Genomic DNA, 26,276 nt, shown 5'->3' with positions numbered 1-26,276 from the left:
CGGGCGTCGGCCCGACGCTGGTTGAGCACTGACCGAACGACCCGACGGGGGATCCACCACCATGAACAAGCTCCGTACCGCACTCGCCACCGCCGCCGCTGCCGCCCTGGGCCTCGCCGCCCTCGCCACCGCCCCGGCGCAGGCCGCTGCCCAGCCCGCCTTCCTCGCCGCCTCCCAGATGCCGCCGTCGTCGACGCCGTGGACCGCCACCCGGGTCTTCACCGGCATCCCGGAGAACGGCGGCGCCCTCTGCGCCCCGTACAAGATCCCGGCGCAGAACACCCGCTACCGCGAGTTCACCACCGAGCTCGACACCAACGGCGTCCAGATCACCACCGTCGCCCGCACCGAGGCCGACGCCGTGAAGCTGGTCGACACCCTCCGCAAGGCCCTCGCCGGCTGCGGCCCCCTGCTGGAGCGGCAGAACCCGGGCCTGCAGGCCGTCAGCGCCTCCCACGGCAAGCTCGCCGTCGAGGAGGGCGCCTGGGTCTACAGCCTGGACACCGCGGACCCGGAGATCGGCATCACCGACATCCACCTCTTCTCGGTGGGCCGTGACGGCCGGACCGTCACCTACGTCCGGTGGGGCCAGATGGGCGACCTGGCGGACGCCCCGCTGACGGCCTTCCGGACGACGACCCGCACCGCCGTGAACAAGCTCTGGTGACCCACCGCCTCACCTGAGGGCGAACCACAGCTCCATCCGGACGTCCGGGTCGTCCAGGTCCCGGTCCAGAAGCACGGCGCAGCGGGTGATCCGCTGCCGGACGGTGTTGCGGTGGATGTCCATCGCCGCCGCCGTCCGGTCCCAGCTGCCGTGCAGGGACAGCCAGGTGCGCAAGGTCTCCCTGAGCGGTTCCGTCAGGGGGGCGAGCAGGGCGCGGGCGTGGGCGGCGGCCTCGTCCGGGTCCACCAGGGCGGCGATCCCTCCGGGGCGGTGCCGCACCAGGGGCGTCCGGGTGGCCTCCGCCCGGCGCAGGGCCCGCGCCGCCTGCGCGTCGGCGGCGGCGAGCTCCTCCGCCTCGGCGGGCGCGCCGACCCCGAGGATCCAGCCGGGCTGCCCGGTGACGGGGGCGGAGGCGGGCAGCAGCAGGCGGACGGCCACGGGGGTGGAGGTGGCCTCGCGCGGGCGGCGGCCGTGGTGGGGGTCGCCGCCCGTGTCCAGCAGGGGCGTGCCCAGCGCCGCCGCCAGCGAGGCCGCCGCGAACGGGGTGCCGTCGCCCCCGCGCGCGTGGACCACCGTCCACGGGCCCGCGCCCAGGACGCCCGCGACCTCCGCCGGGGCCGCGCCCAGGAGCAGCCGGACCAGGGCCCCGTCCCGTACCGTCACGTCCGCGCCCCGGTGCGGGGCCGTCAGGAGCGAGAGCAGCACCACCGCGACGCCCGCGATCGTGTGGTCGCCGGGATCGCGCCGCTCCGTCGCCACCCCGAGGGTCAGCCCGTCCCCGCCGCCCAGCGCGTACGCGGCCAGCCGGAGCCCGCCGCCGTCCCCGCTGGCCGAGGCCGGGCCCCCGGGGACGAGGACCCCCACGAGCTCGCGCAGCGCCCGCGCCGCCTCCGCCGGGACCTCCCGGCCGGCCGCCGCCCACTCCGTACCGTCCGCCCCGAAGAGCACCGCCCGACCGCCGAGCCGCGAGGCCAGCGCGCCGAGCACCGCGGGGACCGGGGACGGCCGGGCCGCGGCCGTCGCCAGGGACTGCTGGGCCTCCGTCACCCGGCGCAGCTCGTGCAGCCGGGCCTCCGCCATCAGCCGCCACAGCGCCCGCGCCACCGCCGTGAACGGGGTCTTCGGCGGCACCTCGACCAGCGGGAGACCGTGGAGCGCGCAGGCCTCGACGAGCTCCGCCGGGACCGTGTCGTACACCGGCGTCACCCCGAAGCCGAGCGCCGCCGCCCCCGCCGCCACGACCCGCTCGACGTAGTGCGCCGGGTCGGTGAGCTGGACGCCCGCCGTCATCAGCAGCTCACCGCCGAGGAGGTACGGGTACGGGTCGGCCATCTCCGAGGTGTGCACCCAGTGGAGGGAGACGTCGTCCCGGCCCGCCAGGAGGCGCAGGCCCAGCTCCGTGCGGGCGAGCAGCGCGGTCAGCGGGACCGGCGGAGCGGGAGGGGTGGAGGCGGGCTCCGGTGCGGGCACGGCTGTGGACCCTTCGTACACCCCCGTCGCGAACAGTGGAGGAAACGTACACTTCAACGGTGGTCTCCGGCCACCTACTGTCGTGAGCACCGGGGCCACGGGCGGACCCCGACCGATTCACCTCAGGAGGACCCGACCATGAGCAGCAGCGACCAGAACACCCCGCGCGGCCCGATCGACTCGTCCCGCGTCCCGCGGTACGCCGGTCCCGCGACGTTCGCCCGGCTGCCGCGGCTCGACGAGGTCGGCACCGCCGACATCGCCGTGGTCGGCGTCCCCTTCGACAGCGGCGTCTCCTACCGCCCCGGCGCCCGCTTCGGCGGCAACGCCATCCGCGAGGCCTCCCGCCTCCTGCGCCCTTACAACCCGGCGCAGGACGCCTCCCCCTTCGCGCTCGCCCAGGTCGCGGACGCCGGTGACATCGCCGCCAACCCGTTCAACATCAACGAGGCCGTCGAGACGATCGAGGCCGCGGCGGACGACCTGCTGAACTCCGGCGCCCGCATGATGACCCTCGGCGGCGACCACACCATCGCGCTGCCGCTGCTGCGCTCCGTCGCCAAGAAGCACGGCCCCGTCGCCCTGCTCCACTTCGACGCGCACCTCGACACCTGGGACACCTACTTCGGCGCCGAGTACACCCACGGCACCCCGTTCCGCCGGGCCGTCGAGGAGGGCATCCTCGACACCGAGGCGCTCTCCCACGTCGGCACCCGCGGCCCGCTCTACGGCAAGCAGGACCTCACCGACGACGAGAAGATGGGCTTCGGCATCGTCACCTCGGCCGACATCTACCGCCGTGGCGCCGACGAGGTCGCCGACCAGCTGCGCCAGCGCATCGGCGACCGCCCGCTGTACATCTCCATCGACATCGACTGCCTCGACCCGGCCCACGCGCCCGGCACCGGCACCCCCGAGGCCGGCGGCATGACCTCCCGCGAGCTCCTGGAGATCCTGCGCGGGCTCTCCTCCTGCAACCTGGTCTCCGCCGACGTCGTCGAGGTCGCCCCGGCCTACGACCACGCCGAGATCACCGCGGTCGCCGCGTCGCACACGGCGTACGAGCTCACGACGATCATGTCCCGCCAGATCGCCGCGGGCCGTACGGCAAACTGACCTCGGTGGGTTGTGGGCATTCGTTCCGCTGGGGCGGAACGGGTGGGCACAACCCACCCACCGGGCCGCACCCACCCACCGAGCCACGCCCAAGGGGACCTGTTCATGACCCACGACCACGACCTGGTCCTGCGCCCCACGCCGGCGCAGACCGAGGCCGCCCTGAACCCGCCGCCCGGGCGCAACGGCGGCGACCTCGTCGTCGAGAGCCTCACCGGCCTCGGCGCGACCACGGTCTTCGGTCTGCCCGGTCAGCACGCGCTCGGCATGTTCGACGCCCTGCGCCGGTCCTCCCTGCGGTACGTGGGACTCCGCGTCGAGAACAACGCGGGCTTCGCCGCCGACGGGTACGGCCGGATCACCGGCGAGGCGGCCCCGCTGCTGCTCTCCACCGGGCCCGGCGCGCTCATGTCGCTCGCCGCGCTCCAGGAGGCGGCCGCCGCGTCCGCGCCGGTCCTCGCGATCGGCAGTCAGATCCCGGTGGCCGGGCTCGGCGGCGGCCGGCACGGCTACCTCCACGAGCTGCGCGACCAGCAGGCCTCCTTCCGCGACATCGTGAAGTCCGTCCACACGGTCCGTACGCAGTCCCAGATCCCGTCCGCGATCGCGGCGGCCTGGGAGTCGGCGCTCACCGCCCCGCACGGCCCGGTCTGGGTGGAGATCCCGCAGGACGTGCTCCTCGCGGAGACCCACCTGCCGGTGGTCACCGCCATGGACGCGACGCCCGAGGAGGTCGCCCCGCGCCCCGAGCTCACGGCGGTCGCGGCCGACCTGCTGACGAAGGCCGCCCGGCCCGTGATCATCGCCGGCGGCGGAGTCGTACGCTCCGACGCCTCCGGCAAGCTCCTCGCGCTCGCCGAGCGGATCGACGCGCCCGTCGTCACCACCTTCGGCGGCAAGGGCGCCTTCCCCTGGAAGCACCCGCTCTCGCTCCAGTCCTGGCTGGAGGACCGGCACACCACCGACTTCCTGGAGGACGCCGACGTCCTCCTCGTCGTCGGCTCGGGCCTCGGCGAACTCTCCTCGAACTACCACACCTTCGCCCCGCGCGGCCGGGTGATCCAGATCGAGGCGGACGCCGGCAAGCTGGAGTCCAACCACCCGGCGCTCGGCATCCACGCGGACGCCAGGATCGCCCTCCAGGCGCTCCTGGAGACGGTCGGCGAGCGCACGGACCCGACCGCCCCCGGGCGGGTCTCGGCCGTCCTGGGCAAGGTGCGGGAGCGGATCGCCGCCCAGGACCTCGGCCCGGAGCAGCGGATCGTCGCCGCGGTGCGCGAGGCGCTCCCGGACCGGGCCCCGAGCTTCTGGGACATGACGATCCTCGCGTACTGGGCGTGGTCGGCCTTCGACGCCCGGCACCCGAACACCATGCACTCCGCCCAGGGCGCCGGCGGCCTCGGCTACGGCTTCCCCGCCGCACTCGGCGCGGCCGCCGCGGACCCGTCCCAGCCGGTCCTCGCGGTCTCCGGCGACGGCGGCGCGATGTACTCGATCGCGGAGCTGGCCACGGCGAAGCAGTACGGCCTCGACGTGACCTGGCTGATCGTCGACGACGGCGGCTACGGCATCCTGCGCGAGTACATGACGGACGCCTTCGGCGAGGCCACGGGCACCGAGCTCAGCCGCCCGGACTTCGTCGCCCTCGCCGAGTCCTTCGGCGTCCCGGCGACCGGTACGACCCCGGAGACCCTCGCCGCCGACCTCGCCAAGGCCCTCGCCACCCCCGGCCCCTCGGTGGTGGTCCTGCCCGCCCTCCTGAGGATGTTCGAGCCGACGCATCTCTGAGGAAGCAACGGGTGCCCCGGAGGCATAGTCTGGGTACATCCGCCCGCGGACAGTGGCGCGCTCCGCGAGACGTTGGTTCCCCTTTGAGGTGACACGTCATGCGACGCCATTCCGTATTCCTCGTGCCCGCTTCCGTGGCGCTCGGCATCGTGGGCTTCCTGGCCCCGTCCGCCGGCGCCGTGAGCGCGCACTTCGTCGGTACCCCGACCGCGACGGCCTCCGGTAGCACCCTGACCGTCAAGGGCAAGGAGGCAGGCCTCGGCAACCAGCAGAGCGTGAACATTTCCGTCACCGCAGACGCGCAGTGCGTCAACCGTGGCGGCCAGGACCCCTCGGCCGGCAACAAGCAGTCCACCGGCGGCGGCGGCGTCTTCCCCGTGCAGAACGGCAAGGCCAACTTCTCCGTCACCGTCACCGCCACCTTCCAGCCCAAGTGCAGTCCTCCGATGAGCCTGGTGTGGAGCAACGTGGTCGTCACGGACACCGGCAACGGCATCTCCGTGACCCTGTCCGGTCCCTTCTAGTCCCCTGCGATCCTCCGGTCCCGGGTCCTAGGACCTGGGACCGATCCTCGTCCGTCTTCAGGCCCCGAATTGTTGCGGCGGGATGAAATCGCAGCCCAGACGTGTTGGGCCTTCCGGTAGAGCAGGACGAAGGGGAGGCCACTCGTGGCGGCGGTCGGGCAGAAACAGGCGGACGAGCGGCAGCAGGCGGAGGCGCCGCGACAGGCGGAGGCCCGGCAGCAGGGCTGGGCGCGCAGGCTCGCCGGGTACGCCTGGCGGTACAAGGCGAACGTGGTGCTCGCGCTCGGGTCGTCCCTCGTCGGCATGGCCGTCCTCGCCCTCGTCCCGCTCGTCACCAAGGTGATCATCGACGACGTCATCGGGACGAAGACCCGGGACCTCGGCGTCTGGACCGGCTTCCTCCTGGGCGCCGCCGTCCTCGTGTACGCCCTCACCTACGTCCGCCGGTACTACGGCGGCCGCCTCGCCCTCGACGTCCAGCACGACCTCCGCACCGACATGTTCGGGGCCATCACCCGGCTCGACGGGCGGCGGCAGGACGAGCTGTCCACCGGGCAGGTCGTCGGGCGGGCCACCAGCGACCTCCAGCTCATCCAGGGCCTTCTGTTCATGCTCCCGATGACGATCGGGAACGTCCTGCTCTTCCTCATCTCGCTGGCCGTCATGGCCTGGCTCTCCCTCCCCCTCACCCTCGTCGCGCTCGCCGTCGCCCCCGCCCTCTGGTTCATCGCCAAGCGCAGCCGCACCCGCCTCCACCCGGCCACCTGGCACGCGCAGCAGCAGGCCGCCGCCGTCGCCGGGGTCGTCGACGGGGCCGTGACCGGCGTCCGGGTCGTGAAGGGCTTCGGCCAGGAGGACCAGGAGATCGGCAAGATCCGGGAGGCCGGGCGGAAGCTCTTCGCCGGCCGGCTGCGGACGATCCGGCTGAACGCGAAGTACACCCCCGCCCTCCAGGCGGTACCCGCCCTCGGCCAGGTCGCCGTCCTCGCCCTGGGCGGCTGGCTCGCCTACCGAGGGCAGATCACCCTCGGCACCTTCGTCGCCTTCTCCGCCTACCTGGCGTCCCTCGTCGGCCCGGTCCGCATGCTCGCCATGGTCCTCACCGTCGGCCAGCAGGCCCGCGCGGGCGTCGACCGGGTCCTCGACCTCGTCGACACCGAGCCGGTGATCCAGGACGGGACGAAGGAGCTCCCGGCCGACGCCCCGGCCACCGTCGAGTTCGACGACGTCGGCTTCTCGTACCAGGGCGCCTCCGGCAAGACCAGGCCGGTTCTCGACGGCTTCTCCCTGGAGATCCGCTCCGGCGAGACCGTCGCCCTCGTCGGCTCCTCCGGCTCCGGCAAGTCGACCGTCTCCCTCCTCCTGCCGCGCTTCTACGACGTCGACCACGGCGCCGTCCTCGTCGGCGGCCACGACGTCCGCGAACTCACCCTCGACTCGCTCCGCGCCGCCGTCGGGCTCGTCCCCGAGGACTCCTTCCTCTTCTCCGACACGGTCCGCGCCAACATCGCGTACGGCGTCCCCGACGCCACCCAGGAGCAGATCGAGGCCGCCGCCCGCGCCGCCCGGGCCGATCGGTTCATCGACGAGCTGCCCCACGGGTACGACACCAAGGTCGGCGAGCACGGCCTCACCCTCTCCGGCGGCCAGCGCCAGCGCGTCGCGCTCGCCCGCGCGATCCTCACCGACCCCCGGCTCCTCCTCCTCGACGACGCCACCTCCGCCGTCGACGCCAAGGTCGAGCACGAGATCCACGAGGCCCTGAAGTCGGTCATGGCGGGCCGTACGACCCTGCTCATCGCCCACCGCCGCTCCACCCTCGGCCTCGCCGACCGCATCGCCGTCCTCGACGACGGGCGGCTCTCCGACATCGGCACCCACGAGGAGCTGGAGGAGCGCTCCCCGCTCTACCGGCGCCTCCTCACCGACCCCGACGCGCTGGGCGCCGTCTCGCCGGGTCATGTGACCCCCACCGAACTTCCCGAGGACGCCACCCTGCGGGCCGAGCTCGACGCCGAGTTCGACGCCGAACGGGGCATCACCCCGGCACTCTGGGGGCGGGACGGGCGCGAGACCGAGGAGAGCCCGGCGCCCGGAGCCACCCCCGAGCTGATCGCCGCCGTCGAGGCCCTGCCGCCCGCCACCGACATCCCCGGGATCGACGAGGCCCGTGCGGTCTCCCCCGAGGACACCGGGAACACCGCCCGGGCCGTGGGCGCGGGCGGAGGGCTGCGCCGGCTGCTCCGCGGCTTCGGCGTCCCGCTGCTCATCAGCCTCGGCCTGGTCGCGCTCGACGCGGGCGCCGGCCTGCTGCTGCCGGTGCTGATCCGGCACGGCATCGACGAGGGCGTGAACCGGCTCGCGATCGGCGCCGTCTGGGCGGCCTCCGCGCTCGCCCTGGTCACCGTGCTCGTGCAGTGGGTCGCGCAGACCGCCGAGACCCGGATGACGGGACGTACCGGCGAGCGGGTCCTCTACACGCTGCGCCTGAAGATCTTCGCCCAGCTCCAGCGGCTCGGCCTCGACTACTACGAGCGCGAGCTGACCGGCCGGATCATGACCCGGATGACCACGGACGTGGACGCCCTGTCCACCTTCCTCCAGACGGGTCTCGTCACCGCCTTCGTCTCGGTCGTGACCTTCTTCGGGATCATGGTCGCGCTGCTCTTCCTCGACCTCCAGCTCGCCCTGGTGGTCTTCGCGACCCTGCCGGTCCTCGCCGTCGCCACCTACTACTTCCGCCGGTCGAGCGTGAAGGCGTACGAGCTGGCGCGCGATCGGATCAGCGTCGTCAACGCCGACCTCCAGGAGTCGGTCGTCGGCCTGCGGATCGTGCAGGCCTTCCGCCGCGAGCACTCGGGCGCGGACCGGTTCGCCGCCCGCAGCGCCGAGTACCGCGAGGCGCGCGTCCGCGGCCAGTGGCTGATCTCGATCTACTTCCCCTTCGTGACGCTGCTGTCCTCGGCGGCCGCCGCGGCCGTCATGATCGTCGGCGCGAACCGCATCGAGGCCGGCAGCCTCACCACCGGTGCGCTCGTCGCCTACCTCCTCTACATCGACCTCTTCTTCGCGCCCGTGCAGCAGCTCTCGCAGGTCTTCGACGGATACCAGCAGGCCTCGGTCTCGCTGAAGCGGGTGCAGGAGCTCCTCCAGGAGCCGACGTCGACGGCCGCCGCCGACGAGCCCCGGGACGTGAGGTCGCTGCGCGGCGAGATCGCCTTCGAGGACGTGTCATTCGCGTACGGCACCACCGACGTCCGCGACGGGGAGGACGCGGCCCTCACCGGCATCGACCTGCGCATCCCGGCCGGGCAGACCGTCGCCTTCGTCGGCGAGACCGGCGCGGGCAAGTCGACCCTGGTCAAGCTGGTCGCGCGGTTCTACGACCCGACGGCCGGCCGGGTCACCGCCGACGGCACCGACCTGCGGGACCTGGACCTCACCGCGTACCGGCACCGGCTCGGGGTCGTCCCCCAGGAGGCGTACCTCTTCGCCGGGACGGTCCGCGACGCCATCGCGTACGGCCGCCCCGGGGCGACCGACGCCGAGGTCGAGGCGGCGGCCCGCGCGGTCGGCGCCCACGACATGATCGCCACGCTCGACGGCGGCTACCTCCACGAGGTCGCCGAGCGCGGGCGGAACCTCTCGGCCGGACAGCGCCAGCTCGTCGCGCTCGCCCGCGCCGAGCTCGTCGACCCGGACGTCCTGCTCCTGGACGAGGCCACGGCGGCCCTGGACCTCGCCACCGAGGCCCAGGTCAACCAGGCCACCGACCGGATCGCGGGCCGCCGGACGACCCTCGTCGTCGCCCACCGGCTGACCACGGCGGCCCGCGCCGACCGCGTGGTCCTGATGGACCACGGCCGGGTGGCGGAGGACGGCACCCACGAGGAGCTGCTCGCCCTGGGCGGGCGGTACGCGGCGCTGTGGAGCACGTTCATCGGGGAGGCGGAGGCGGAGCCCGAGCGGGTGTGAGAACGGGCGGGGGCGCGGGTGCGAGTGCGCGGGTGAGTACGGGCGGGGGCGCGGGTGTGAGTGCGCGGGTGAGTACGGGCCGTCCGTCCGGATGAGTATCCGGACGGATTCCCGGACCACCGCCCCGCGGGCTTGGATGGGGTCATGAGCCCCGACCTCCGCAGCCGCGCCGCCTCGCCCGTCCCGATCACCCCGCCGGACGTGGAAGGTGCGCGTCTGCGGAAGCGGGCGCTGATCTGGGCCGGGCTGCTGCTGCCCGCGACCCTGCTCGCCGGCTTCCTCGCCCTCAGCACCGAGGACGGCTCCAGCTGCGTCACCCACGGGACCGGCTGCGGGGGCGCCCCCGGATTCCTGTACGTCGCGAGCCTGGTGGTCGCCGGTGCGGCCTTCGTGGCCGTGCAGAGCACCTCCCGCGCCGACGTCCGCCGGGCGGCGCTGTGGATCCAGCTCGGAGCCGAGGCCGCCTTCCTGCTGTTCGTCCTGACGACGTTCGCGTAGGCCCCCGCTGGCCACCGCAGGCCACCGCAGCCTTCCGGAGGCAACCATTCCGGAGGCGGGTGCGTCGTACGCCCGTACGCCTGAATCTCCGTACGTCCGTACGGCGACTCACCCGGGAGGGGACCCCACATGCCCACGGACACGACGAGGACCCGACGCGGCCGGTGGCCGCTCGCCCGCGTCCTCGCCCCGCTCCTCGCCGCCCTCGCCCTGCTCCTCCTCCCCGGGCCCGGCCCCGGCGGCGGCACCGCCGACGCCGCCTCCGTCTGCAGCGGCCGGCCCACCAAGACCTACTCGTTCGCCACCGGCGAGCTGCGTCTCTACCGGACCCGTCACTACGCCTGCGCCGTCACCGTCGCCAAGCGGCCCGGCGCCGCCCGGCCCATGACCGTCTCCCTCCAGCCGCGCGGCGGCCGTCCCGCCGTCAAGAGCGGACGGTTCGGCCGGCAGACCGGCCCCGTCACCGTCCACGCCCTCAACCGCTGCGTCCGCGCCTACGGTTCGGTGTCCGGGACGAGCCGGTCCACCGGCTGGATCCTCTGCTGATGTCCCGTTTCCTCTGCTGATGCACAGGAAAGTCCAAGGGTAAGGAGCAACTGGGTCTGGCGGTCCGCACGTTGCCCCCGCTAGGTTCGCGACACCGTTGTGAACCAAGGGGAGGACGAATGCGCAAGTCGCTCAGATGGCTCGTGTCGCTTTCGGTGCTCATAGGCACCGTCGGCTCGACGGGCGTGGCCACCGCCGCGGACACCGAGACCGACGCCACGGCCGTCGCCGACTCGCAGAGCGCGGACATCAAGGACCAGATCCTGGCGATCCCCGGGATGAGCCTGATCGAGGAGAAGCCCTACGCCGGCTACCGCTTCTTCGTCCTGGAGTACGACCAGCCGGTCGACCACCGACGCCCGTGGAAGGGCACGTTCAAGCAGCGGCTCTCCGTCCTCCACAAGGACACGAGCCGTCCCACCGTCTTCCGCACCAGCGGCTACGGGCTGAGCACCACGCCGAGCCGGGCCGAGCCGACCCGGATCATCGACGGCAACCAGATCTCCATGGAGTACCGCTTCTTCACGCCGTCCCGCCCGCAGCCCGCCGACTGGTCCAAGCTCGACATCTGGCAGGCGGCCAGCGACCAGCACCGGATCTTCACCGCGCTGAAGCGGATCTACGACAAGAACTGGCTCTCCACCGGCGGCTCGAAGGGCGGCATGACCGCCACCTACTACGAGCGCTTCTACCCGCGCGACATGGACGGCGTCGTCGCGTACGTCGCCCCGAACGACGTGGTGAACAACGAGGACTCGGCCTACGACCGGTTCTTCGCGAACGTCGGCACCAAGGAGTGCCGCGACCGCCTCAACACCATGCAGCGCGAGGCCCTCGTCCGCCGCGAGCCCCTGCAGAAGAAGTACAAGGAGTGGGCCGAGACCGAGGGCGCCACCTTCAACACGATCGGCTCGCTCGACAAGGCCTACGAGGCCGTCGTCCTCGACTTCGTCTGGGGCTTCTGGCAGTACTACGGCGAGGACGTCTGCGACCAGATCCCGGACGCGGCGACCGCGAGCGACGACACCGTCTACGAGACGATCGACGCCTACTCCGGCTGGTCCGCCTACACCGACCAGGGCCTGGACTACTACACGCCGTACTACTACCAGGCGGCGACCCAGCTCGGCTCGCCCACCATCAAGCAGCCGCACCTCGCGGGTCTCAGCCGCTACGGCTACCAGCCGGCCCGCAACTTCGTGCCGAGCTCGATCCCGATGAAGTTCCAGCCGCAGGCCATGCGGGACGTCGACAACTGGGTCCGCAGGAACGCGAACCAGATGCTCTTCGTCTACGGCGGCAACGACCCGTGGGGCGCCGAGCCGTTCCACCTCGGCAAGGGCGCGCGCGACAGCTACGTCTACACGGCGCCGGGCGCGAACCACGGCGCGAACGTGGCCGGGCTCGTCGACGCCGAGCGCGAGAACGCCACCGCCCGCATCCTGGCCTGGGCCGGCGTGCCCGCCCCGGCCGTCCAGGCGGCGCAGCCGCTGGCGCGCTTCGACGCCCGCCTCGACAAGGTGGTCGACGAGGACGTGACGCGGGAGCACGGGCTGCGCCCGTAACCCCCCTGTACGCGTGAGTGTGCCCGGCGGTCCTTCCGAGGACCGCCGGGCACACCCGTGTCAGGACTGCGGCGGGTCAGCGGTACGACAGGCCGTGGCCCACCGGGTACAGCACCCGGGCCGGGTCGTCGGCGCTCTGCACCGGGACGGGCAGCCGCCCCTGCGGCCGGGCCCGGCCGGCCAGCACCCGGGCGGCGGCCCGGAGTTCGACGTCGGTCCAGGAGTAGGCGGCGAGGGTCGCCCGCTGGCCGCCGATCCTGGCGATGTCGTACGGGTTGCGGATCGCGACCGTCACCACGGGGACGCCGCTCGCGACGAGCCGTGCGACGAGCGTGCGCTGCGGGCTCGTCGCGGTGACGTTGTACGTGCCCACGACGACCACGTCCTGGCCGGCCGCCGCCGCCACCGCCTCCTCGATCTTCGCGGCGGTCGGGGTGATCCCGGTGGAGAGCGCGGTCGCGGTGAACCCGAGCTCCCCGAGCGCCGTCGCCAGGGTGGTGGTGGGCGGCCCGGTGGTGCCGGACGGCGAGGCCGGGTCGGCGCCGACGACGAGGACCCTGCCGTGCCCGGCCGGGCTCAGCGGGAGGAAGCCGTCCTCGTTGAGGAGCAGGGTCGTGGTCCGCTCGGCGATCCGGTCCGCCCGGTCCAGGTGCGCCGGGGTGCCGACCACCCGGTCGACGCCGGCGCGGGTCACGTACGGCTGCCGGAAGAGGCCCAGCTTCGTCTTGAGCCGCAGGATCCGCAGGATCGATTCGTCGAGCCGGTCCTCCGTCAGCTCGCCGTCCGCGACCGCCTTCAGGACCGCGTTCCAGGCCACGTCGAGCTTCGGCGGGTTGAGGAGCTGGTCCACCCCCGCCTTGAGCGCGAGGACCGGGACGCGCTCGTCGCCGTACTTGGTGCGCACGCCCTCCATGCCGAGCGAGTCGGTGACCACCACGCCGTCGTAGCCGAGCTGTTCGCGCAGGATGCCGGTGAGGATGGGCCGGGAGAGGGTCGCCGGGTCCTCGCTGGGGTCGAGCGCGGGCACCACGATGTGCGCGGTCATGATCGAGTCGATCCCGGCGTCGATCGCCGACTCGAAGGGCGGGGCGTCGAGCGCGGCCCACTCGACCCGGGTGTGGGTGATCGTCGGCAGGCCGTAGTGGCTGTCGACGGCGGTGTCGCCGTGCCCCGGGAAGTGCTTGGAGGTGGCCGCGACCCCGGCCCGCTGGTACCCCTTCACCTGGGCGGCGACCAGACCGGCGACCGCGCGCGGGTCGGAGCCGAAGGAGCGGACGCCGATGACCGGGTTGGCCGGGTTGACGTTGACGTCGGCGACCGGGGCGTAGTTCTGCCGGATGCCGACGGCGGCGAGCTCGGCCCCCGCGATCTGCGCGGCCTTGCGGGCGTCCGCGAGCGAGCCGCCCGCGCCGAGCGCCATCGCCCCGGGCACCAGCGTGGCCGGCTCGCCGACCCGGCAGACGATGCCGTGCTCCTGGTCCGTGGAGATCAGCAGGGGGACCGGGGTCGGCTGCGCGAGACCGGCCTGCTGGATGCCGTTGGAGAGCTCGGCGATCTGGTGCGGGTCGCGGGTGTTGTGCGCCCAGGAGAAGTAGATGACGCCGCCCACGTGGTAGCGCTCGACCAGCTCGGCGGCGGTGCGGACGCCGATCTCCTTGAGGTTGGCGTCGATGTCGGCCTGGTCGGGGGCGGTCGCGGAGTGGCCGTACACCCGCATGACGAAGAGCTGGCCGACCTTCTCCTCCAGGGACATCCGATCGATGATCCGCTGGAGCTTCCTGTCGTCGTGCAGCTCCTTCTCGGCGTGGGCCACCGGGGCGGCGGCGCCGGTGACGGCGGCCGCGGCGGCTGCGGCCGTCACCGTGAGAAGGGTGCGTCGGGAGGGGGCGGGGGCGCGGTGGTGCACTGATGCTCCTTCCGGCCGTGCAGGGTTGAAGGAAACTTCCAAGGAGTCACGGATAGCCCGAAAGTAACTGCCAGGTCAAGGACCCGCGCAGGAATCGACGTTCCTACGCCCCGGTGGTCGAGGCGATGGAGGGCCAGAGCTCCTGGAGCGTACGGACCGTCTCCCGGATCGCCGGGCGCCGCGCCGCCCCCGTCCGCCACATGGCGTGCAGCCGGCGCGTCGGCACCGGGTCGAGACGGACCGGCGTCACCTCCGGCGGCAGCACCCCGCGACCGAGCCGCGGCACGAGCGCGATTCCCAGACCGGCCGCCACCAGGGCGACCTGGGTGTGGTTCTCCTCCGCCTGGTGGACGATCAGCGGCTCGTACCCCGTCGCCCTCAGCGTCCGGGTCAGCCAGGTGTGGCAGACCGTTCCCGGCGGCTGCGAGATCCACCGCTCGGCCGCCAGCTCCTCCCGGCGCACCGCCTCCCGCGCCGCCAGCGGATGGTCCCGGTGGACGAGGATGTCGCACAGGTCGTCGCCGATGGCCGCCTGCTCGACCCCCGGCGGCGCCGGCAGCGGCGCGATGTCCCAGTCGTGCACCACGGCCAGGTCGATCACGCCCCGCGTCACCAGGTCGATCGAGAGGTGCGGGTCCACCTCGGACAGGCGGGTGTCGAGGTCGGGGTGGAGCCGGGTCAGCTCCGCGAGCGCCCGGGGCATGAGACCGCGCGCCGCGCTCGCGAAACAGGCGACCGAGAGGCGCCCCGACGGCCGGCCGCGCCGCTCTTCGAGCCGCACCTCGGCCTCCTCCACGAGGGCGAGCAACTGTTGTGCGGTGGAGGCGAGTTGATGAGCCTCGTCGGTGAGCCGGATACCGCGCCCACTGCGTTCGAGCAGGGTCGTACGGGTCTCGCGCTCCAGCTTCGCGATCTGTTGGGAGACCGCGGACGGCGTGTAGCCGAGGGCGGTGGCGGCGGCGCCGACGCTGCCGTGGACGGCGACGGCGTGGAGGGCGCGCAGGCGGCCGAGATCCAGCACGGAGGGCTCCCGTCGAGGTGAGTCGGAGTGAGGAGGATGAAGCGTTGCTTCATCCCACCATGAAGAGACCTGTTCTGGTGCTACACGGTCGGTGGCGGTCATGCTCGACGGCATGCGCCCCGCCCCCCTCGCGTCCGCCCCTTCCGCCGCCACCCGCCTCGCCCCCGCCCACCTCGCCCTCGCCGCCCTGGTCGCCGCCGTCTGGGGCGTCAACTTCGTCGTCATCGAGATCGGCCTCGACCACTTCCCGCCGCTGCTCTTCTCCGCCCTCCGCTTCCTCGCCGCCGCCCTGCCGGCCGTCTTCCTGGTGGGCCGCCCCACCGTGGCCTGGAAGTGGATCGTGGGCGTCGGACTCGTCCTGGGCGTGGCCAAGTTCGGGCTGCTCTTCACCGGCATGGACCTCGGCGCCCCGGCCGGGCTGTCCTCCCTGGTCCTCCAGGTCCAGGCGGTCTTCACCGCCCTCTTCGCCTTCGCCGCCCTCGGCGAGCGCCCCGGCCGCCTCAAGGTGGCGGGCATGGCGGTCGCCCTCGCGGGCATCGGCGTCGCGGCCGTCGACGAGGGCGCGTTCGACGGGGCGGGGGCGCTCACGGGCTTCGCCCTGGTGATCGCCGCGGCGGCCTGCTGGGGCGTCTCCAACGTCCTGACCCGCAAGGCCTCCCCGCCCGACGCCCTCAACTTCATGATCTGGGTCAGCACCGTGCCCGTCCTGCCGCTGCTCGCCCTCTCCCTCCTCCTGGAGGGTCCGGAACGCGACCTCGCGGCCCTGCGCGGACTCGACTGGACGGGCGTCGGCGTCATCCTCTACGTCGCGTGGGTGACGACCGTCTTCGGCTTCGGCGCCTGGGGGTGGCTGCTCCGCCGCTATCCGGCCTCCTCCGTCGCGCCCTTCTCGCTCCTCGTCCCCGTCTTCGGCATGTCCTCGGCGGCCCTGTTCCTGGGGGAGGGCGTGAGCCCGCTCCGCTGGTGCGCGGCGGCGCTGCTCGTCGGGGGAGTGGCGCTGACGTCCTTCGCACCGGGGGCGCGCCCGGCCACGACGCCCGTACAGCCGGTGTCGGGGGCGCGCCCGTCCTCAACGCCCGTGCAGCGGGGGCCAGGCGGGCGTCCGGCTCCCGCGCCCGTACCGCCGGTGTCGGGGGCGCGCCCGGCCCCCTCGCCCGTACCGCCGGGGCCAGGAGCGAGCCCGGCCAACGCGCCCGTACCGCCGGGGAATTCCCTGGCGTCCCGCGAGCCCGCGAACGTATCGTCGTCCGGTCCCACCGGCGAGGAAAGGCCCGCATGACCTTCGAGCACATCACCGTCGACGCCCCCGCACCCGCACCCGGTGCCGTCCTGCTCGTCGGTATCCCCGGCAGCGGCAAGTCGACCGTCGCGGCGGCCCTCGCGGCCCGCTTCGCCCGCTCCGCGCACATCGAGGTCGACGACCTCCAGGAGCTGATCGTCCAGGGCTGCCACTGGCCCAGCCCGGACGGCGACCCGGAGGCGGACCGCCAGATCCTGCTGCGCGCCCGGAACGCCTGCCTCCTCGCGGACAGCCTCGCCTCCGCCGGCTTCCTGCCGGTCCTCGACGACGTCGTCGTACGCCGCTCCCACCTGGACTTCTACCGCGCCCACACGAAGGCGGTCCCGCTCCACGTGGTGATCCTGGCCCCCGGCCCGGACAAGGCCTGGGAACGCAACAACGCCCGCCACAAGCGCCTCACGACCAACTGGGCCTTCCTGGACGAGGCCATGCGCGAGGAACTCTCCGGCGAGGGCGTCTGGATCGACAACGCGGACCAGGCGGTCGAGGAGACGGTGGAGGCGGTCCTGACGGCGACGGGTCTGACGCCGGAGAAGTAGGTCAGCTCTCGGAGCGCGGGAATCCGTCCGTCTTCACGACGATTTCCCGCCCTTCGAGCGGCAGGACCAGGTCCTCGCCGAAGGCGATCTGCTCCTGGTCCACGTAGACGCCGGTGCGCGTGGGGTTGCTGTGGATGGTGCAGGTGTTGTCCGACGGGTCGATGATCACGTAGACCGGGATGGCGCACTCGGCATACATCCGGAACTTCTTCGTGAAGTCGTTGTCCCGTGTGCTCTTCGAGACGACCTCGATGACGGCCTCAAGGCTGTGCCACTCGAAGCGGCCGCGGCTGTTCCGCTCGGAGCCAGGTGCGACGACGGTCAGGTCGGGGGCGTATCCGTAGAGGTGCGACGGGAAGTCGATCATGACGTCCGTCAGCAGCTTGCCCTGCCCCGCGAGCTGCTTCTTGATCTGAGGTGCGGCCTCCAGGAGGATGTCCGACCGGCTCTCGCCCTGCGGCGTCATGATGATCTTCCCGTCCGTGATCTCGACGTGGTAGCCGCGAGGCAGGTTGACGCCGTCCAGGGCGTCCCAGGCGCTGGGAAGGTCCATCAGTATGGTCGCCATGCGATCCTCCGTGTGCCGTTCGTCACCACGATAGCGCCCCGCTACCCCCGCGGCCGGGCCGTCGACCCCCGCACCACCAGCTCCCCCGGGACGTTCACCGGACCCCCCGCCGGAGGCTCCTCCGCGCCCATCGCCAGGCGGCCCGCCCGGACCCCCGCGTCGTGCAGCGGCAGCCGTACCGTCGTGAGGGCCGGGACCGCGTCGATCGAGAACGGCAGGTCGTCGAAGCCCGCCACCGAGACGTCGTCCGGGATGGACAGGCCCCGTTCCCGCAGGGCCGCGCAGACGCCGAGCGCCACCGTGTCGTTGGCGGCGACGACCGCCGTGAGGTCCGGGTCGCGGTCGAGGAGTTCGGCGGTCGCCTCGTAGCCGGACCGGCGGTCGTACGGGCCGTGGACCGTCGGGCCCTCGGCGACGCCCGCCGCGGCGAGCGCCTCCCGGTGGCCTTCGAGCCGGTGCCGGGTCGTCGTCCGGTCGGCCGGTCCCGCCACGTACCCGATGCGCCGGTGTCCGAGCTCCAGCAGATGCTCGGTCAGGCGCCGCGCGCCGGTGCGGTTGTCGAAGACGAGGGCCGCCGCGTTCGCGTCGCCGGGCACCGGCGGGCGCCCGCAGAGCACCACCCGGGTCCCCGCCTCCGCCAGCTTGGCCAGTTTGTCCGCCGTCGCCGCCAGGTGCTCCGGGTCCTCCAGTGAGCCGCCCATGAGGATGACGGCCGCGGCCCGCTGACGCTGGAGCAGGGTGAGGTACGTCAGCTCGCGCGCGGGGGAGCCGCCCGTGTTGCAGACGACGGCGAGCTTCTCGCCCCCGGCCCGCCCCGAGGCGACCTCCCCGATCGCGCTCTGCGCCGCGCTCGCCATGATCCCGAAGAAGGGGTCGGCGATGTCGTTGACCAGCACGCCGACCAGGTCGGACGTGGCGGCGGCGAGGGAGCTCGCGGGGCCGTTGAGGACGTAGTCCAGCTCGTCCACGGCCCGCAGGACCCGTTCGCGGGTCGAGGCGGCGACCGGGTAGTTCCCGTTCAGGACGCGGGAGACGGTCGCGGGGGAGACCCGTGCGCGGGCGGCCACGTCCGCCAGGGTGACGGTCATCGTGTGCGTACCTCCGAGGCCCTTGTCCGGCGTGATGTCGGCAGGCTAGCGTCATCCCAGACAGAAAGCGCTTTCTATGGAGGCGCGGAACGCCGGGGAGAGGAATCTTTCGTGACACGCAGGACAGTCCGCATCGCCATGAACGGCGTCACGGGACGCATGGGATACCGCCAGCACCTCGTCCGCTCGATCCTCGCCCTGCGCGAACAGGGCGGCCTCGACCTCGGCAACGGCGAGGTCCTCTGGCCCGAGCCCGTCCTCGTCGGCCGCCGCGAGCACGCCCTGCGCGCCCTCGCCGAGCGCCACGGCCTCACCGAGTGGTCCACCGACCTCGACGCCGTCCTCGCCGACGACAGCATCGACATCTACTTCGACGCCCAGGTCACCTCCGCCCGCGTCGAGGCCCTCACCAAGGCCATCGACGCCGGGAAGCACATCTACACCGAGAAGCCCACCGCCGCCGACCTCGCCGGCGCCCTCGACCTCGCCCGCCGCGCCGAGACCGCCGGCATCAAGCACGGCGTCGTCCAGGACAAGCTCTTCCTCCCCGGGCTGCTCAAGCTCAAGCGGCTCATCGACGGCGGCTTCTTCGGCGAGATCCTCTCCGTGCGCGGCGAGTTCGGCTACTGGGTCTTCGAGGGCGACTGGCAGGACGCCCAGCGCCCCAGCTGGAACTACCGCGCGGAGGACGGCGGCGGCATCGTCGTCGACATGTTCCCGCACTGGGAGTACGTGCTCCACGAGCTCTTCGGCCGGGTCACCTCCGTCTCCGCGCACGTCGCCACCCATGTCCCGCAGCGCTGGGACGAGCACGGCAAGCCGTACGCCGCGACCGCCGACGACGCCGCGTACGGCATCTTCCAGCTGGAGGGCGGCGCGATCGCCCAGATCAACTCCTCCTGGACGGTCCGCGTCAACCGCGACGAGCTCGTCGAGTTCCAGGTCGACGGGACCCACGGCTCCGCCGTCGCCGGGCTCCGCGGCTGCCGCGTCCAGCACCGCTCGGCCACCCCGAAGCCCGTGTGGAACCCCGACATCCCGGTCACCGAGTCCTTCCGCGACCAGTGGCAGGAGGTCCCCGACAACGCCGAGTTCGACAACGGCTTCAAGGCGCAGTGGGAGCTCTTCCTGCGCCACGTCACGCTCGACGAGCCGTACCACTGGGACCTGCTCGCCGGCGCCCGCGGCGTGCAGCTCGCCGAGCTGGGCCTGAGGTCGGCCGCCGAAGGCCTGCGCCTCGACGTCCCGGAGGTCTCGCTGTGATCCGCCTCCCCGTGGCGGGCGGCGGCGTACGGGAGTACGAGCCCCGCGCCGAGCCCCTGGCCGTCCCCACCGGCGGAGCCCTCGTCTCCCGTACGGTCTTCTCCGCCGCGCACGTCGTCGCCGACCCGTACGCCGACACCACCCCCGACTCGCCCGCCGCCGTCGACTGGGACGCCACCCTCGCCTTCCGCCGCCACCTCTGGGCCCACGGCCTCGGGGTCGCCGAGGCCATGGACACCGCCCAGCGCGGGATGGGCCTCGACTGGGCCGGGGCCGCCGAGCTGATCCGCCGCTCGGCGGCCGAGGCCCACAGCGTGGGCGGACGGATCGCCTGCGGCGTCGGCACCGACCAGCTCACCGGCCCCGCCGACCTGCCCACGGTCCGCCAGGCCTACGAAGAGCAGCTCGCCCTCGTCGAGGAGACCGGCTCCCAGGCCATCCTGATGGCCTCCCGGGCCCTCGCCGCCGCGGCCTCCACCCCGGACGACTACCTCGACACGTACGGCCACCTCCTCCGCCAGGCGAGCGAGCCGGTCGTCCTGCACTGGCTCGGCCCGATGTTCGACCCGGCGCTCGACGGCTACTGGGGCTCCGCCGACCTCGACACCGCGACCGAGACCTTCCTGGAGGTCATCGCCGCCCACCCCGACAAGGTCGACGGCATCAAGGTCTCCCTCCTCGACGCGCGGCGCGAGGTCGAGCTGCGCCGCCGCCTCCCGGAGGGCGTCCGCTGCTACACGGGCGACGACTTCCACTACCCGGAGCTCATCGCCGGCGACGAACAGGGCTTCAGCCACGCCCTGCTGGGCATCTTCGACCCCCTCGCCCCGCTCGCGGCCGAGGCGGTCCGGACCCTCGACACCGGCGACGCCGAGGGCTTCCGCAAGATCCTCGACCCGACCGTCGAGCTCTCCCGCCACCTCTTCGAGGCCCCGACCCGCTTCTACAAGACGGGCGTCGTCCTCCTCGCCTGGCTCGCCGGCCACCAGGACCACTTCACGATGGTCGGCGGCCTGCACTCCGCCCGCTCGCTCCCTCACCTCGCCCGGGCCTACGAACTCGCCGACGGACTCGGCCTGTTCCCCGACCCCTCGCTCGCCGAGGCCCGTATGCGGGCCCTGCTCACGGTCCACGGAGTCCCCCGGTGAACCTCGACCGCTTCAGCGTCAACCAGATGACCGTCAAGCAGCTCACCCTGCCCGAACTGGTCTCCCACTGCGTCCGCCTCGGCATCCCGGGCGTGGGCCTGTGGCGCGAACCCGTCCAGGAGTACGGCGTCGAGGCCGCCGCGGCCCTCGTCAGGGACGCCGGGCTCACCGTCACCACCCTCTGCCGGGGCGGCTTCTTCACCACGGAGGGCTGGCTCGACTCCAACCGCGCGGCGATCGACGAGGCGGTGACCCTCGGCACCGACACCCTCGTCCTGGTCTCCGGCGGACTGAGCCCCTCCTGCCCCGACCTCCCGGCGGCCCGGGCCCGCATCGCCGAGGCGATCGGCGAACTCGCCCCGTACGCGGGGGAGCGGGACGTCCGCCTCGCCATCGAACCGCTCCACCCGATGTACGCCTCCGACCGCTGCGCGGTCTCCACGCTCGACCAGGCCCTGGAGATCGCGGAACGGTTCCCGGCCGAGCAGGTGGGCGTCACGGTCGACACGTACCACCTCTGGTGGGACGACCGGGCCCCGGCGGCGGTGGAACGCGCGGGCGCGGCCGGCCGCATCCACTCCTTCCAGCTCGCCGACTGGACCACCCCGCTCCCGGCCGGCGTCCTCAACGGCCGGGGCCAGCTGGGCACCGGCTCGATCGACCTGCGGGCCTGGGCGGAGCTGGCCGAGAAGGCGGGCTGGACGGGCCCGGTCGAGGTGGAGCTCTTCAACGACGAGCTGTGGGCCCGGGACGGCGTGGAGGTCCTGGAGGAGACCCTGGAACGCTTCCTGGCGGTCTGACCGACGGAACACTTCCTGGCGGGTCCGACCGTCGGAACGATCTGCGGTCCGACCGTCGGAACGACCTGCGGTCCGACCGCCAGGAATGACCGGCGGTCCGACGAGCTGCCCGGCCCCGGTGCGGCGGGGCCGCGGCGAGGCTGCCCGGCCGTGCGGGGCCGGGCAGCCGTAGGTCCTGCGGGGCCGCAGGTGGCCCCGGTGGGGCTACTTCCTCGGCTGCGTACCGCCGCCCAGGAGGTCGCCCAGCCCGGCATCGCCGCCGCCCTTCTTCGCGGCGGCGCGCTTGGTGAGGGCGGCGATGATCACCGGGACCAGGATGTCGACGGCGCGGTCGACCGTCGCCGGCGGGAGGCCCGTGCGCCTGGCGACCGCGTTCGCCGCCGGCCGGGCCAGCTTGGCGAGCACACCGGCCATCAACCCGCCCGCCGCGAGGCCGCCCAGCGTGGCGACCCCCTGGAGCGGCGGCTCGGCCGAGGTGACCTCGTCGACGGCGGCCCGCACCTCGTCCGCGCTGCTCGGCTCGGCCGCCGCTTGCCGCAGCTCCCCGGAGAGCTCCGCGACCGAACTGCCCACGAGCTCCCGCGCCCCGGTGTCGTCGGTGCCGAGCAGCCCGGCGATCTCCTGGAGCCGGTCGTCGCCGAGCTCGGTCAGGACGTCGTCCTGGAAAGAAGAGTCAGTCATGGCGGAAACGCTACGGTTCATCCCGTTTCGCGGCGCGCCGAACCGGGTGCCGTCCCCAGGCCGTCCCCGGTCGGCCTCCGGGTGTCCGAGGCCTTCGCTACGGTCGGGTCATGTCCAACGAGGGTCGCGGTCCGGCAGTGCTCGAAGGGGTTCTGGAGCGGATCACCTATGCCAACGAGGAGAGCGGGTACACGGTCGCCCGCGTCGACACCGGGCGCGGTGCCGGTGACCTCCTCACGGTCGTCGGCGCGCTGCTCGGCGCCCAGCCGGGGGAGTCGCTGCGGATGGAGGGGCGGTGGGGCTCCCACCCGCAGTACGGCAAGCAGTTCAGTGTGGACAACTACACGACGATCCTGCCCGCCACCATCCAGGGCATCCGCCGTTACCTCGGCTCCGGGCTGATCAAGGGCATCGGCCCCGTCTTCGCCGACCGCATCACGGAGCACTTCGGCCTGGACACCCTCGACATCCTCGAAGAGGCCCCCGGGCGCCTGATCGAGGTCCCGGGCCTCGGCCCCAAGCGCACCGGGAACATCACCGCCGCCTGGGAGGAGCAGAAGGCGATCAAGGAGGTGATGGTCTTCCTCCAGGGCGTCGGCGTCTCCACCTCCATCGCCGTGCGGATCTACAAGAAGTACGCGGACGCCTCCATCTCCGTCGTGCGGAACCAGCCCTACCGGCTCGCCGCCGACGTCTGGGGCATCGGCTTCCTCACCGCCGACCGGATCGCCCAGGCCGTCGGCATCCCGCACGACAGCCCGGACCGGGTGAAGGCCGGCCTCCAGTACGCGCTGTCGCAGTCCACCGACCAGGGCCACTGCTTCCTGCCCGAGGAGCGGCTGATCGCCGACGCGGTCAAGCTCCTCCAGGTCGACACGGGGCTCGTCATCGAATGCCTGGCCGAGCTCGCGGAGGACCCCGAGGGGGTCGTACGGGAGTCGGTGCCCGGCCCCGAGGGCGCGCCGGTCACCGCCGTGTACCTGGTCCCCTTCCACCGCGCCGAGCTGTCGCTCGCCGGGCAGCTCGGCCGGCTGCTGCGGACCGACGAGGACCGGATGCCCGCCTTCCGGGACGTGGCCTGGGACAAGGCGCTGGCCTGGCTCGCCGACCGCACAGGGGCCACGCTCGCGCCCGAGCAGGAGGAGGCGGTGCGGCTCGCCCTGACCCGCAAGGTCGCGGTCCTGACGGGCGGCCCCGGCTGCGGCAAGTCCTTCACGGTCCGCTCGATCGTGGAGCTCGCCCGCGCCAAGCGGGCCAAGGTGGTCCTCGCCGCGCCCACCGGGCGGGCCGCCAAGCGGCTCGCCGAGCTGACCGGCGCCGAGGCCTCCACCGTCCACCGGCTCCTGGAGCTCAAGCCGGGCGGGGACGCGGCCTACGACCGGGACCGGCCGCTCGACGCCGACCTGGTCGTGGTCGACGAGGCCTCCATGCTCGACCTGCTCCTGGCGAACAAGCTGGTCAAGGCGGTGGCACCCGGTGCCCATCTGCTGCTCGTGGGGGACGTGGACCAGCTCCCCTCGGTCGGCGCCGGCGAGGTCCTCGGCGATCTGCTGGCCCCCGGCAGCCCCGTACCGGCCGTGCGGCTGACCCGGATCTTCCGCCAGGCCCAGGAGTCCGGGGTGGTCACCAACGCGCACCGGATCAACGCCGGGACCCCGCCCCTCACCCAGGGCCTGCCGGACTTCTTCCTCTTCGTCGAGGAGGAGACGGAGGACGCCGCCAGGGTCGCCGTGGACGTCGCGGCCCGGCGTATTCCGGCCAAGTTCGGCCTCGACCCGCGCCGGGACGTCCAGGTCCTGGCTCCCATGCACCGGGGCCCGGCGGGCGCCGGCTCGCTCAACGGACTGCTCCAGCAGGCGATCACCCCGGCCCGCCCCGACCTGCCGGAGAAGCGGTTCGGCGGCCGGGTCTTCCGGGTCGGCGACAAGGTCACCCAGATCCGCAACAACTACGACAAGGGAACCAACGGGGTCTTCAACGGCACGGTCGGCGTCGTCACCGCCCTGGACGCCGTCGAGCAGCGGCTCACGGTGCGGACGGACGAGGACGAGGAGGTGCCGTACGACTTCGACGAGCTGGACGAACTCGCCCACGCGTACGCGGTCACCATCCACCGCTCGCAGGGCAGCGAGTATCCGGCGGTGGTGATCCCGGTCACGATGAGCGCCTGGATGATGCTTCAGAGGAACCTGCTGTACACGGCCGTGACCCGCGCAAAGAAGCTGGTCGTCCTGGTCGGCTCCCGCCGGGCGATCGCCCAGGCGGTCCGCACGGTCTCCGCGGGCAGGCGCTTTACCGCACTGGCCCATCGGCTCACAGGTGGCGCCCTCGTGTGAAAGATCACGGAGGACTACCGGAACCGGGGCGAAGGGGGCAGGATATGAAGGTTGGCGGCACTGAGTGCCGCCGATTGGCCCAATGGTCGACCCCGAGTGCACTCTCCTGAGCCAAATGGGGGATGGTAGAGACAGTCAGGGCACCTCGAAGAAGAGGCACTACGTCGGTGAGGGATGACGTGAGCGACAACTCTGTAGTACTGCGGTACGCGGACGGTGAATACACCTACCCGGTGGTCGAGAGCACCGTCGGCGACAAGGGCTTCGACATCGGGAAACTCCGAGCCCAGACCGGTCTGGTCACCCTGGACAGCGGATACGGCAACACCGCCGCCTATAAATCCGCGATCACCTACCTCGATGGTGAGCAGGGGATTCTGCGGTACCGCGGCTACCCCATCGAGCAGCTGGCCGAGCGCTCCACCTTCCTTGAGGTGGCGTACCTGCTGATCAACGGCGAGCTTCCCAAGGTCGACGAGCTGTCGACCTTCAAGAACGAGATCACGCAGCACACGCTGGTCCACGAGGACGTCAAGAACTTCTTCCGCGGTTTCCCGCGGGACGCCCACCCGATGGCGATGCTGTCGTCGGTGGTCTCCGCGCTGTCCACCTTCTACCAGGACAGCCACAACCCGTTCGACGAGAAGCAGCGCCACCTCTCCACGATCCGGCTGCTCGCCAAGCTGCCGACGATCGCGGCGTACGCGTACAAGAAGTCGATCGGCCACCCCTTCGTCTACCCGCGCAACGACCTCGGGTACGTCGAGAACTTCCTGCGCATGACCTTCTCGGTCCCGGCGCAGGAGTACGACCTCGACCCGGTCGTCGTCGCCGCGCTCGACAAGCTGCTGATCCTGCACGCGGACCACGAGCAGAACTGCTCGACCTCCACCGTGCGTCTGGTCGGCTCCTCGCAGGCGAACATGTTCGCCTCGATCTCCGCCGGCATCTCGGCCCTGTGGGGCCCGCTGCACGGTGGCGCCAACCAGTCGGTCCTGGAGATGCTGGAGGGCATCCAGGCCAACGGCGGCGATGTCGACGCCTTCATCCGCAAGGTGAAGAACAAGGAGGACGGCGTCCGCCTGATGGGCTTCGGCCACCGGGTGTACAAGTCCTTCGACCCCCGCGCCAAGATCATCAAGGCGGCGGCGCACGATGTCCTCTCGGCGCTCGGCAAGGACGACGCGCTGCTGGACATCGCGCTCAAGCTGGAGGAGCACGCGCTCTCCGACGAGTACTTCGTCTCGCGCAACCTCTACCCGAACGTGGACTTCTACACGGGCCTGATCTACCGCGCCATGGGCTTCCCGACCGAGATGTTCACCGTGCTCTTCGCGATCGGCCGGCTGCCCGGCTGGATCGCCCAGTGGCACGAGATGATCAAGGAGCCGGGTTCCCGCATCGGCCGCCCGCGCCAGATCTACACGGGCGAGGTCCTCCGCGACTTCGTCCCGGTCGAGGCCCGCTAGTCGCTTCG

At 72.7% G+C, this 26,276-nt stretch carries 21 protein-coding genes; 15 read left to right on the top strand and 6 right to left on the bottom strand.

Annotated elements, in window-relative coordinates; translation table 11 throughout:
- Positions 1-61: 61 nt before the first annotated feature.
- Positions 62-667, top strand: coding sequence for a hypothetical protein (locus OG361_RS14395; protein WP_405853679.1), 606 nt, complete (start codon positions 62-64; stop codon positions 665-667).
- Between the two features lie 9 nt (positions 668-676).
- Here OG361_RS14395 and OG361_RS14390 read toward each other — a convergent pair whose 3' ends face one another.
- Positions 677-2,137 carry a PucR family transcriptional regulator ligand-binding domain-containing protein gene (locus OG361_RS14390; RefSeq protein WP_405853678.1) on the bottom strand — a complete coding sequence of 487 codons (1,461 nt, stop codon included), beginning with the start codon at positions 2,135-2,137 and terminating at the stop codon, positions 677-679.
- 138 nt (positions 2,138-2,275) lie between these two features.
- Between OG361_RS14390 and speB the strand changes: the two genes are divergently transcribed.
- The 7 genes from speB (at position 2,276) to OG361_RS14355 (ending at position 12,149) form a co-directional block, all read left to right on the top strand.
- Positions 2,276-3,253: an agmatinase gene (gene speB, locus OG361_RS14385; RefSeq protein ID WP_405853677.1), complete on the top strand. Its 978-nt coding sequence runs from the start codon at positions 2,276-2,278 to the stop codon at positions 3,251-3,253.
- A gap of 105 nt (positions 3,254-3,358) precedes the next feature.
- The gene (locus tag OG361_RS14380) at positions 3,359-5,041 is read left to right on the top strand and encodes a thiamine pyrophosphate-binding protein (RefSeq protein WP_405853676.1); all 1,683 of its coding nucleotides are present in this window, start codon (positions 3,359-3,361) and stop codon (positions 5,039-5,041) included.
- 98 nt (positions 5,042-5,139) lie between these two features.
- The gene (locus OG361_RS14375; protein ID WP_405853675.1) at positions 5,140-5,565 is read left to right on the top strand and encodes a hypothetical protein; all 426 of its coding nucleotides are present in this window, start codon (positions 5,140-5,142) and stop codon (positions 5,563-5,565) included.
- Positions 5,566-5,709: 144 nt separating this feature from the next.
- Complete coding sequence (locus tag OG361_RS14370) at positions 5,710-9,540, top strand: ABC transporter ATP-binding protein (protein WP_405853674.1); 3,831 nt, start codon at positions 5,710-5,712, stop codon at positions 9,538-9,540.
- Positions 9,541-9,684: 144 nt separating this feature from the next.
- Positions 9,685-10,038 (top strand): hypothetical protein, encoded by a 354-nt coding sequence (locus tag OG361_RS14365; protein ID WP_405853673.1) that lies wholly within the window; start codon positions 9,685-9,687, stop codon positions 10,036-10,038.
- 129 nt (positions 10,039-10,167) lie between these two features.
- Positions 10,168-10,584 (top strand): hypothetical protein, encoded by a 417-nt coding sequence (locus tag OG361_RS14360; protein ID WP_405853672.1) that lies wholly within the window; start codon positions 10,168-10,170, stop codon positions 10,582-10,584.
- A 119-nt stretch (positions 10,585-10,703) separates the two neighbouring features.
- The gene (locus OG361_RS14355) at positions 10,704-12,149 is read left to right on the top strand and encodes an aminopeptidase (RefSeq protein ID WP_405853671.1); all 1,446 of its coding nucleotides are present in this window, start codon (positions 10,704-10,706) and stop codon (positions 12,147-12,149) included.
- Between the two features lie 76 nt (positions 12,150-12,225).
- Here the strand turns inward: OG361_RS14355 and OG361_RS14350 are convergent, their stop codons facing one another.
- Positions 12,226-14,055: a glycoside hydrolase family 3 protein gene (locus tag OG361_RS14350; protein WP_405853670.1), complete on the bottom strand. Its 1,830-nt coding sequence runs from the start codon at positions 14,053-14,055 to the stop codon at positions 12,226-12,228.
- 103 nt (positions 14,056-14,158) lie between these two features.
- Entirely contained in the window at positions 14,159-15,076 is a 918-nt protein-coding gene (locus tag OG361_RS14345; RefSeq protein WP_405853669.1) for a LysR family transcriptional regulator, read from the bottom strand.
- A gap of 112 nt (positions 15,077-15,188) precedes the next feature.
- On the opposite strand from OG361_RS14345, the gene OG361_RS14340 reads away from it, so the two are divergent.
- Both OG361_RS14340 and OG361_RS14335 read left to right on the top strand, forming a co-directional pair.
- Positions 15,189-16,355 carry an EamA family transporter gene (locus OG361_RS14340; RefSeq protein ID WP_405853668.1) on the top strand — a complete coding sequence of 389 codons (1,167 nt, stop codon included), beginning with the start codon at positions 15,189-15,191 and terminating at the stop codon, positions 16,353-16,355.
- The gene (locus tag OG361_RS14335) at positions 16,352-16,915 is read left to right on the top strand and encodes an AAA family ATPase (RefSeq protein WP_405853667.1); all 564 of its coding nucleotides are present in this window, start codon (positions 16,352-16,354) and stop codon (positions 16,913-16,915) included. Before OG361_RS14340 ends, OG361_RS14335 begins: the two co-directional genes overlap by 4 nt.
- Before the next feature lies 1 nt (position 16,916).
- Here the strand turns inward: OG361_RS14335 and OG361_RS14330 are convergent, their stop codons facing one another.
- Complete coding sequence (locus OG361_RS14330) at positions 16,917-17,483, bottom strand: Uma2 family endonuclease (protein ID WP_405853666.1); 567 nt, start codon at positions 17,481-17,483, stop codon at positions 16,917-16,919.
- A gap of 41 nt (positions 17,484-17,524) precedes the next feature.
- Positions 17,525-18,571: a LacI family DNA-binding transcriptional regulator gene (locus tag OG361_RS14325; protein WP_405853665.1), complete on the bottom strand. Its 1,047-nt coding sequence runs from the start codon at positions 18,569-18,571 to the stop codon at positions 17,525-17,527.
- Between the two features lie 111 nt (positions 18,572-18,682).
- Here OG361_RS14325 and OG361_RS14320 point away from each other — a divergent pair, with 111 nt between their 5' ends.
- Genes OG361_RS14320 through OG361_RS14310 form a run of 3 tightly spaced genes read left to right on the top strand, consistent with a single transcriptional unit; the run spans position 18,683 to position 21,782 of the window.
- Entirely contained in the window at positions 18,683-19,834 is a 1,152-nt protein-coding gene (locus tag OG361_RS14320) for a Gfo/Idh/MocA family protein (RefSeq protein ID WP_405853664.1), read from the top strand.
- Complete coding sequence (locus OG361_RS14315) at positions 19,831-20,982, top strand: dihydrodipicolinate synthase family protein (RefSeq protein ID WP_405853663.1); 1,152 nt, start codon at positions 19,831-19,833, stop codon at positions 20,980-20,982. Before OG361_RS14320 ends, OG361_RS14315 begins: the two co-directional genes overlap by 4 nt.
- A gap of 26 nt (positions 20,983-21,008) precedes the next feature.
- Entirely contained in the window at positions 21,009-21,782 is a 774-nt protein-coding gene (locus tag OG361_RS14310) for a sugar phosphate isomerase/epimerase family protein (RefSeq protein WP_405862251.1), read from the top strand.
- A gap of 204 nt (positions 21,783-21,986) precedes the next feature.
- Here OG361_RS14310 and OG361_RS14305 read toward each other — a convergent pair whose 3' ends face one another.
- Entirely contained in the window at positions 21,987-22,463 is a 477-nt protein-coding gene (locus OG361_RS14305; RefSeq protein ID WP_405853662.1) for a DUF937 domain-containing protein, read from the bottom strand.
- A 110-nt stretch (positions 22,464-22,573) separates the two neighbouring features.
- Here OG361_RS14305 and OG361_RS14300 point away from each other — a divergent pair, with 110 nt between their 5' ends.
- Both OG361_RS14300 and OG361_RS14295 read left to right on the top strand, forming a co-directional pair.
- Positions 22,574-24,799 (top strand): ATP-dependent RecD-like DNA helicase, encoded by a 2,226-nt coding sequence (locus OG361_RS14300; protein WP_405853661.1) that lies wholly within the window; start codon positions 22,574-22,576, stop codon positions 24,797-24,799.
- Between the two features lie 179 nt (positions 24,800-24,978).
- Complete coding sequence (locus tag OG361_RS14295; protein ID WP_384577627.1) at positions 24,979-26,268, top strand: citrate synthase; 1,290 nt, start codon at positions 24,979-24,981, stop codon at positions 26,266-26,268.
- Positions 26,269-26,276: the final 8 nt, after the last annotated feature.

The organism is Streptomyces sp. NBC_00090 (genome assembly GCF_045160815.1).
Taxonomy (GTDB): Bacteria; Actinomycetota; Actinomycetes; order Streptomycetales; family Streptomycetaceae; genus Streptomyces.
The sequence above is the reverse complement of the archived record's forward strand: the minus strand, read 5'-3'. Positions and strand labels throughout refer to the sequence as shown.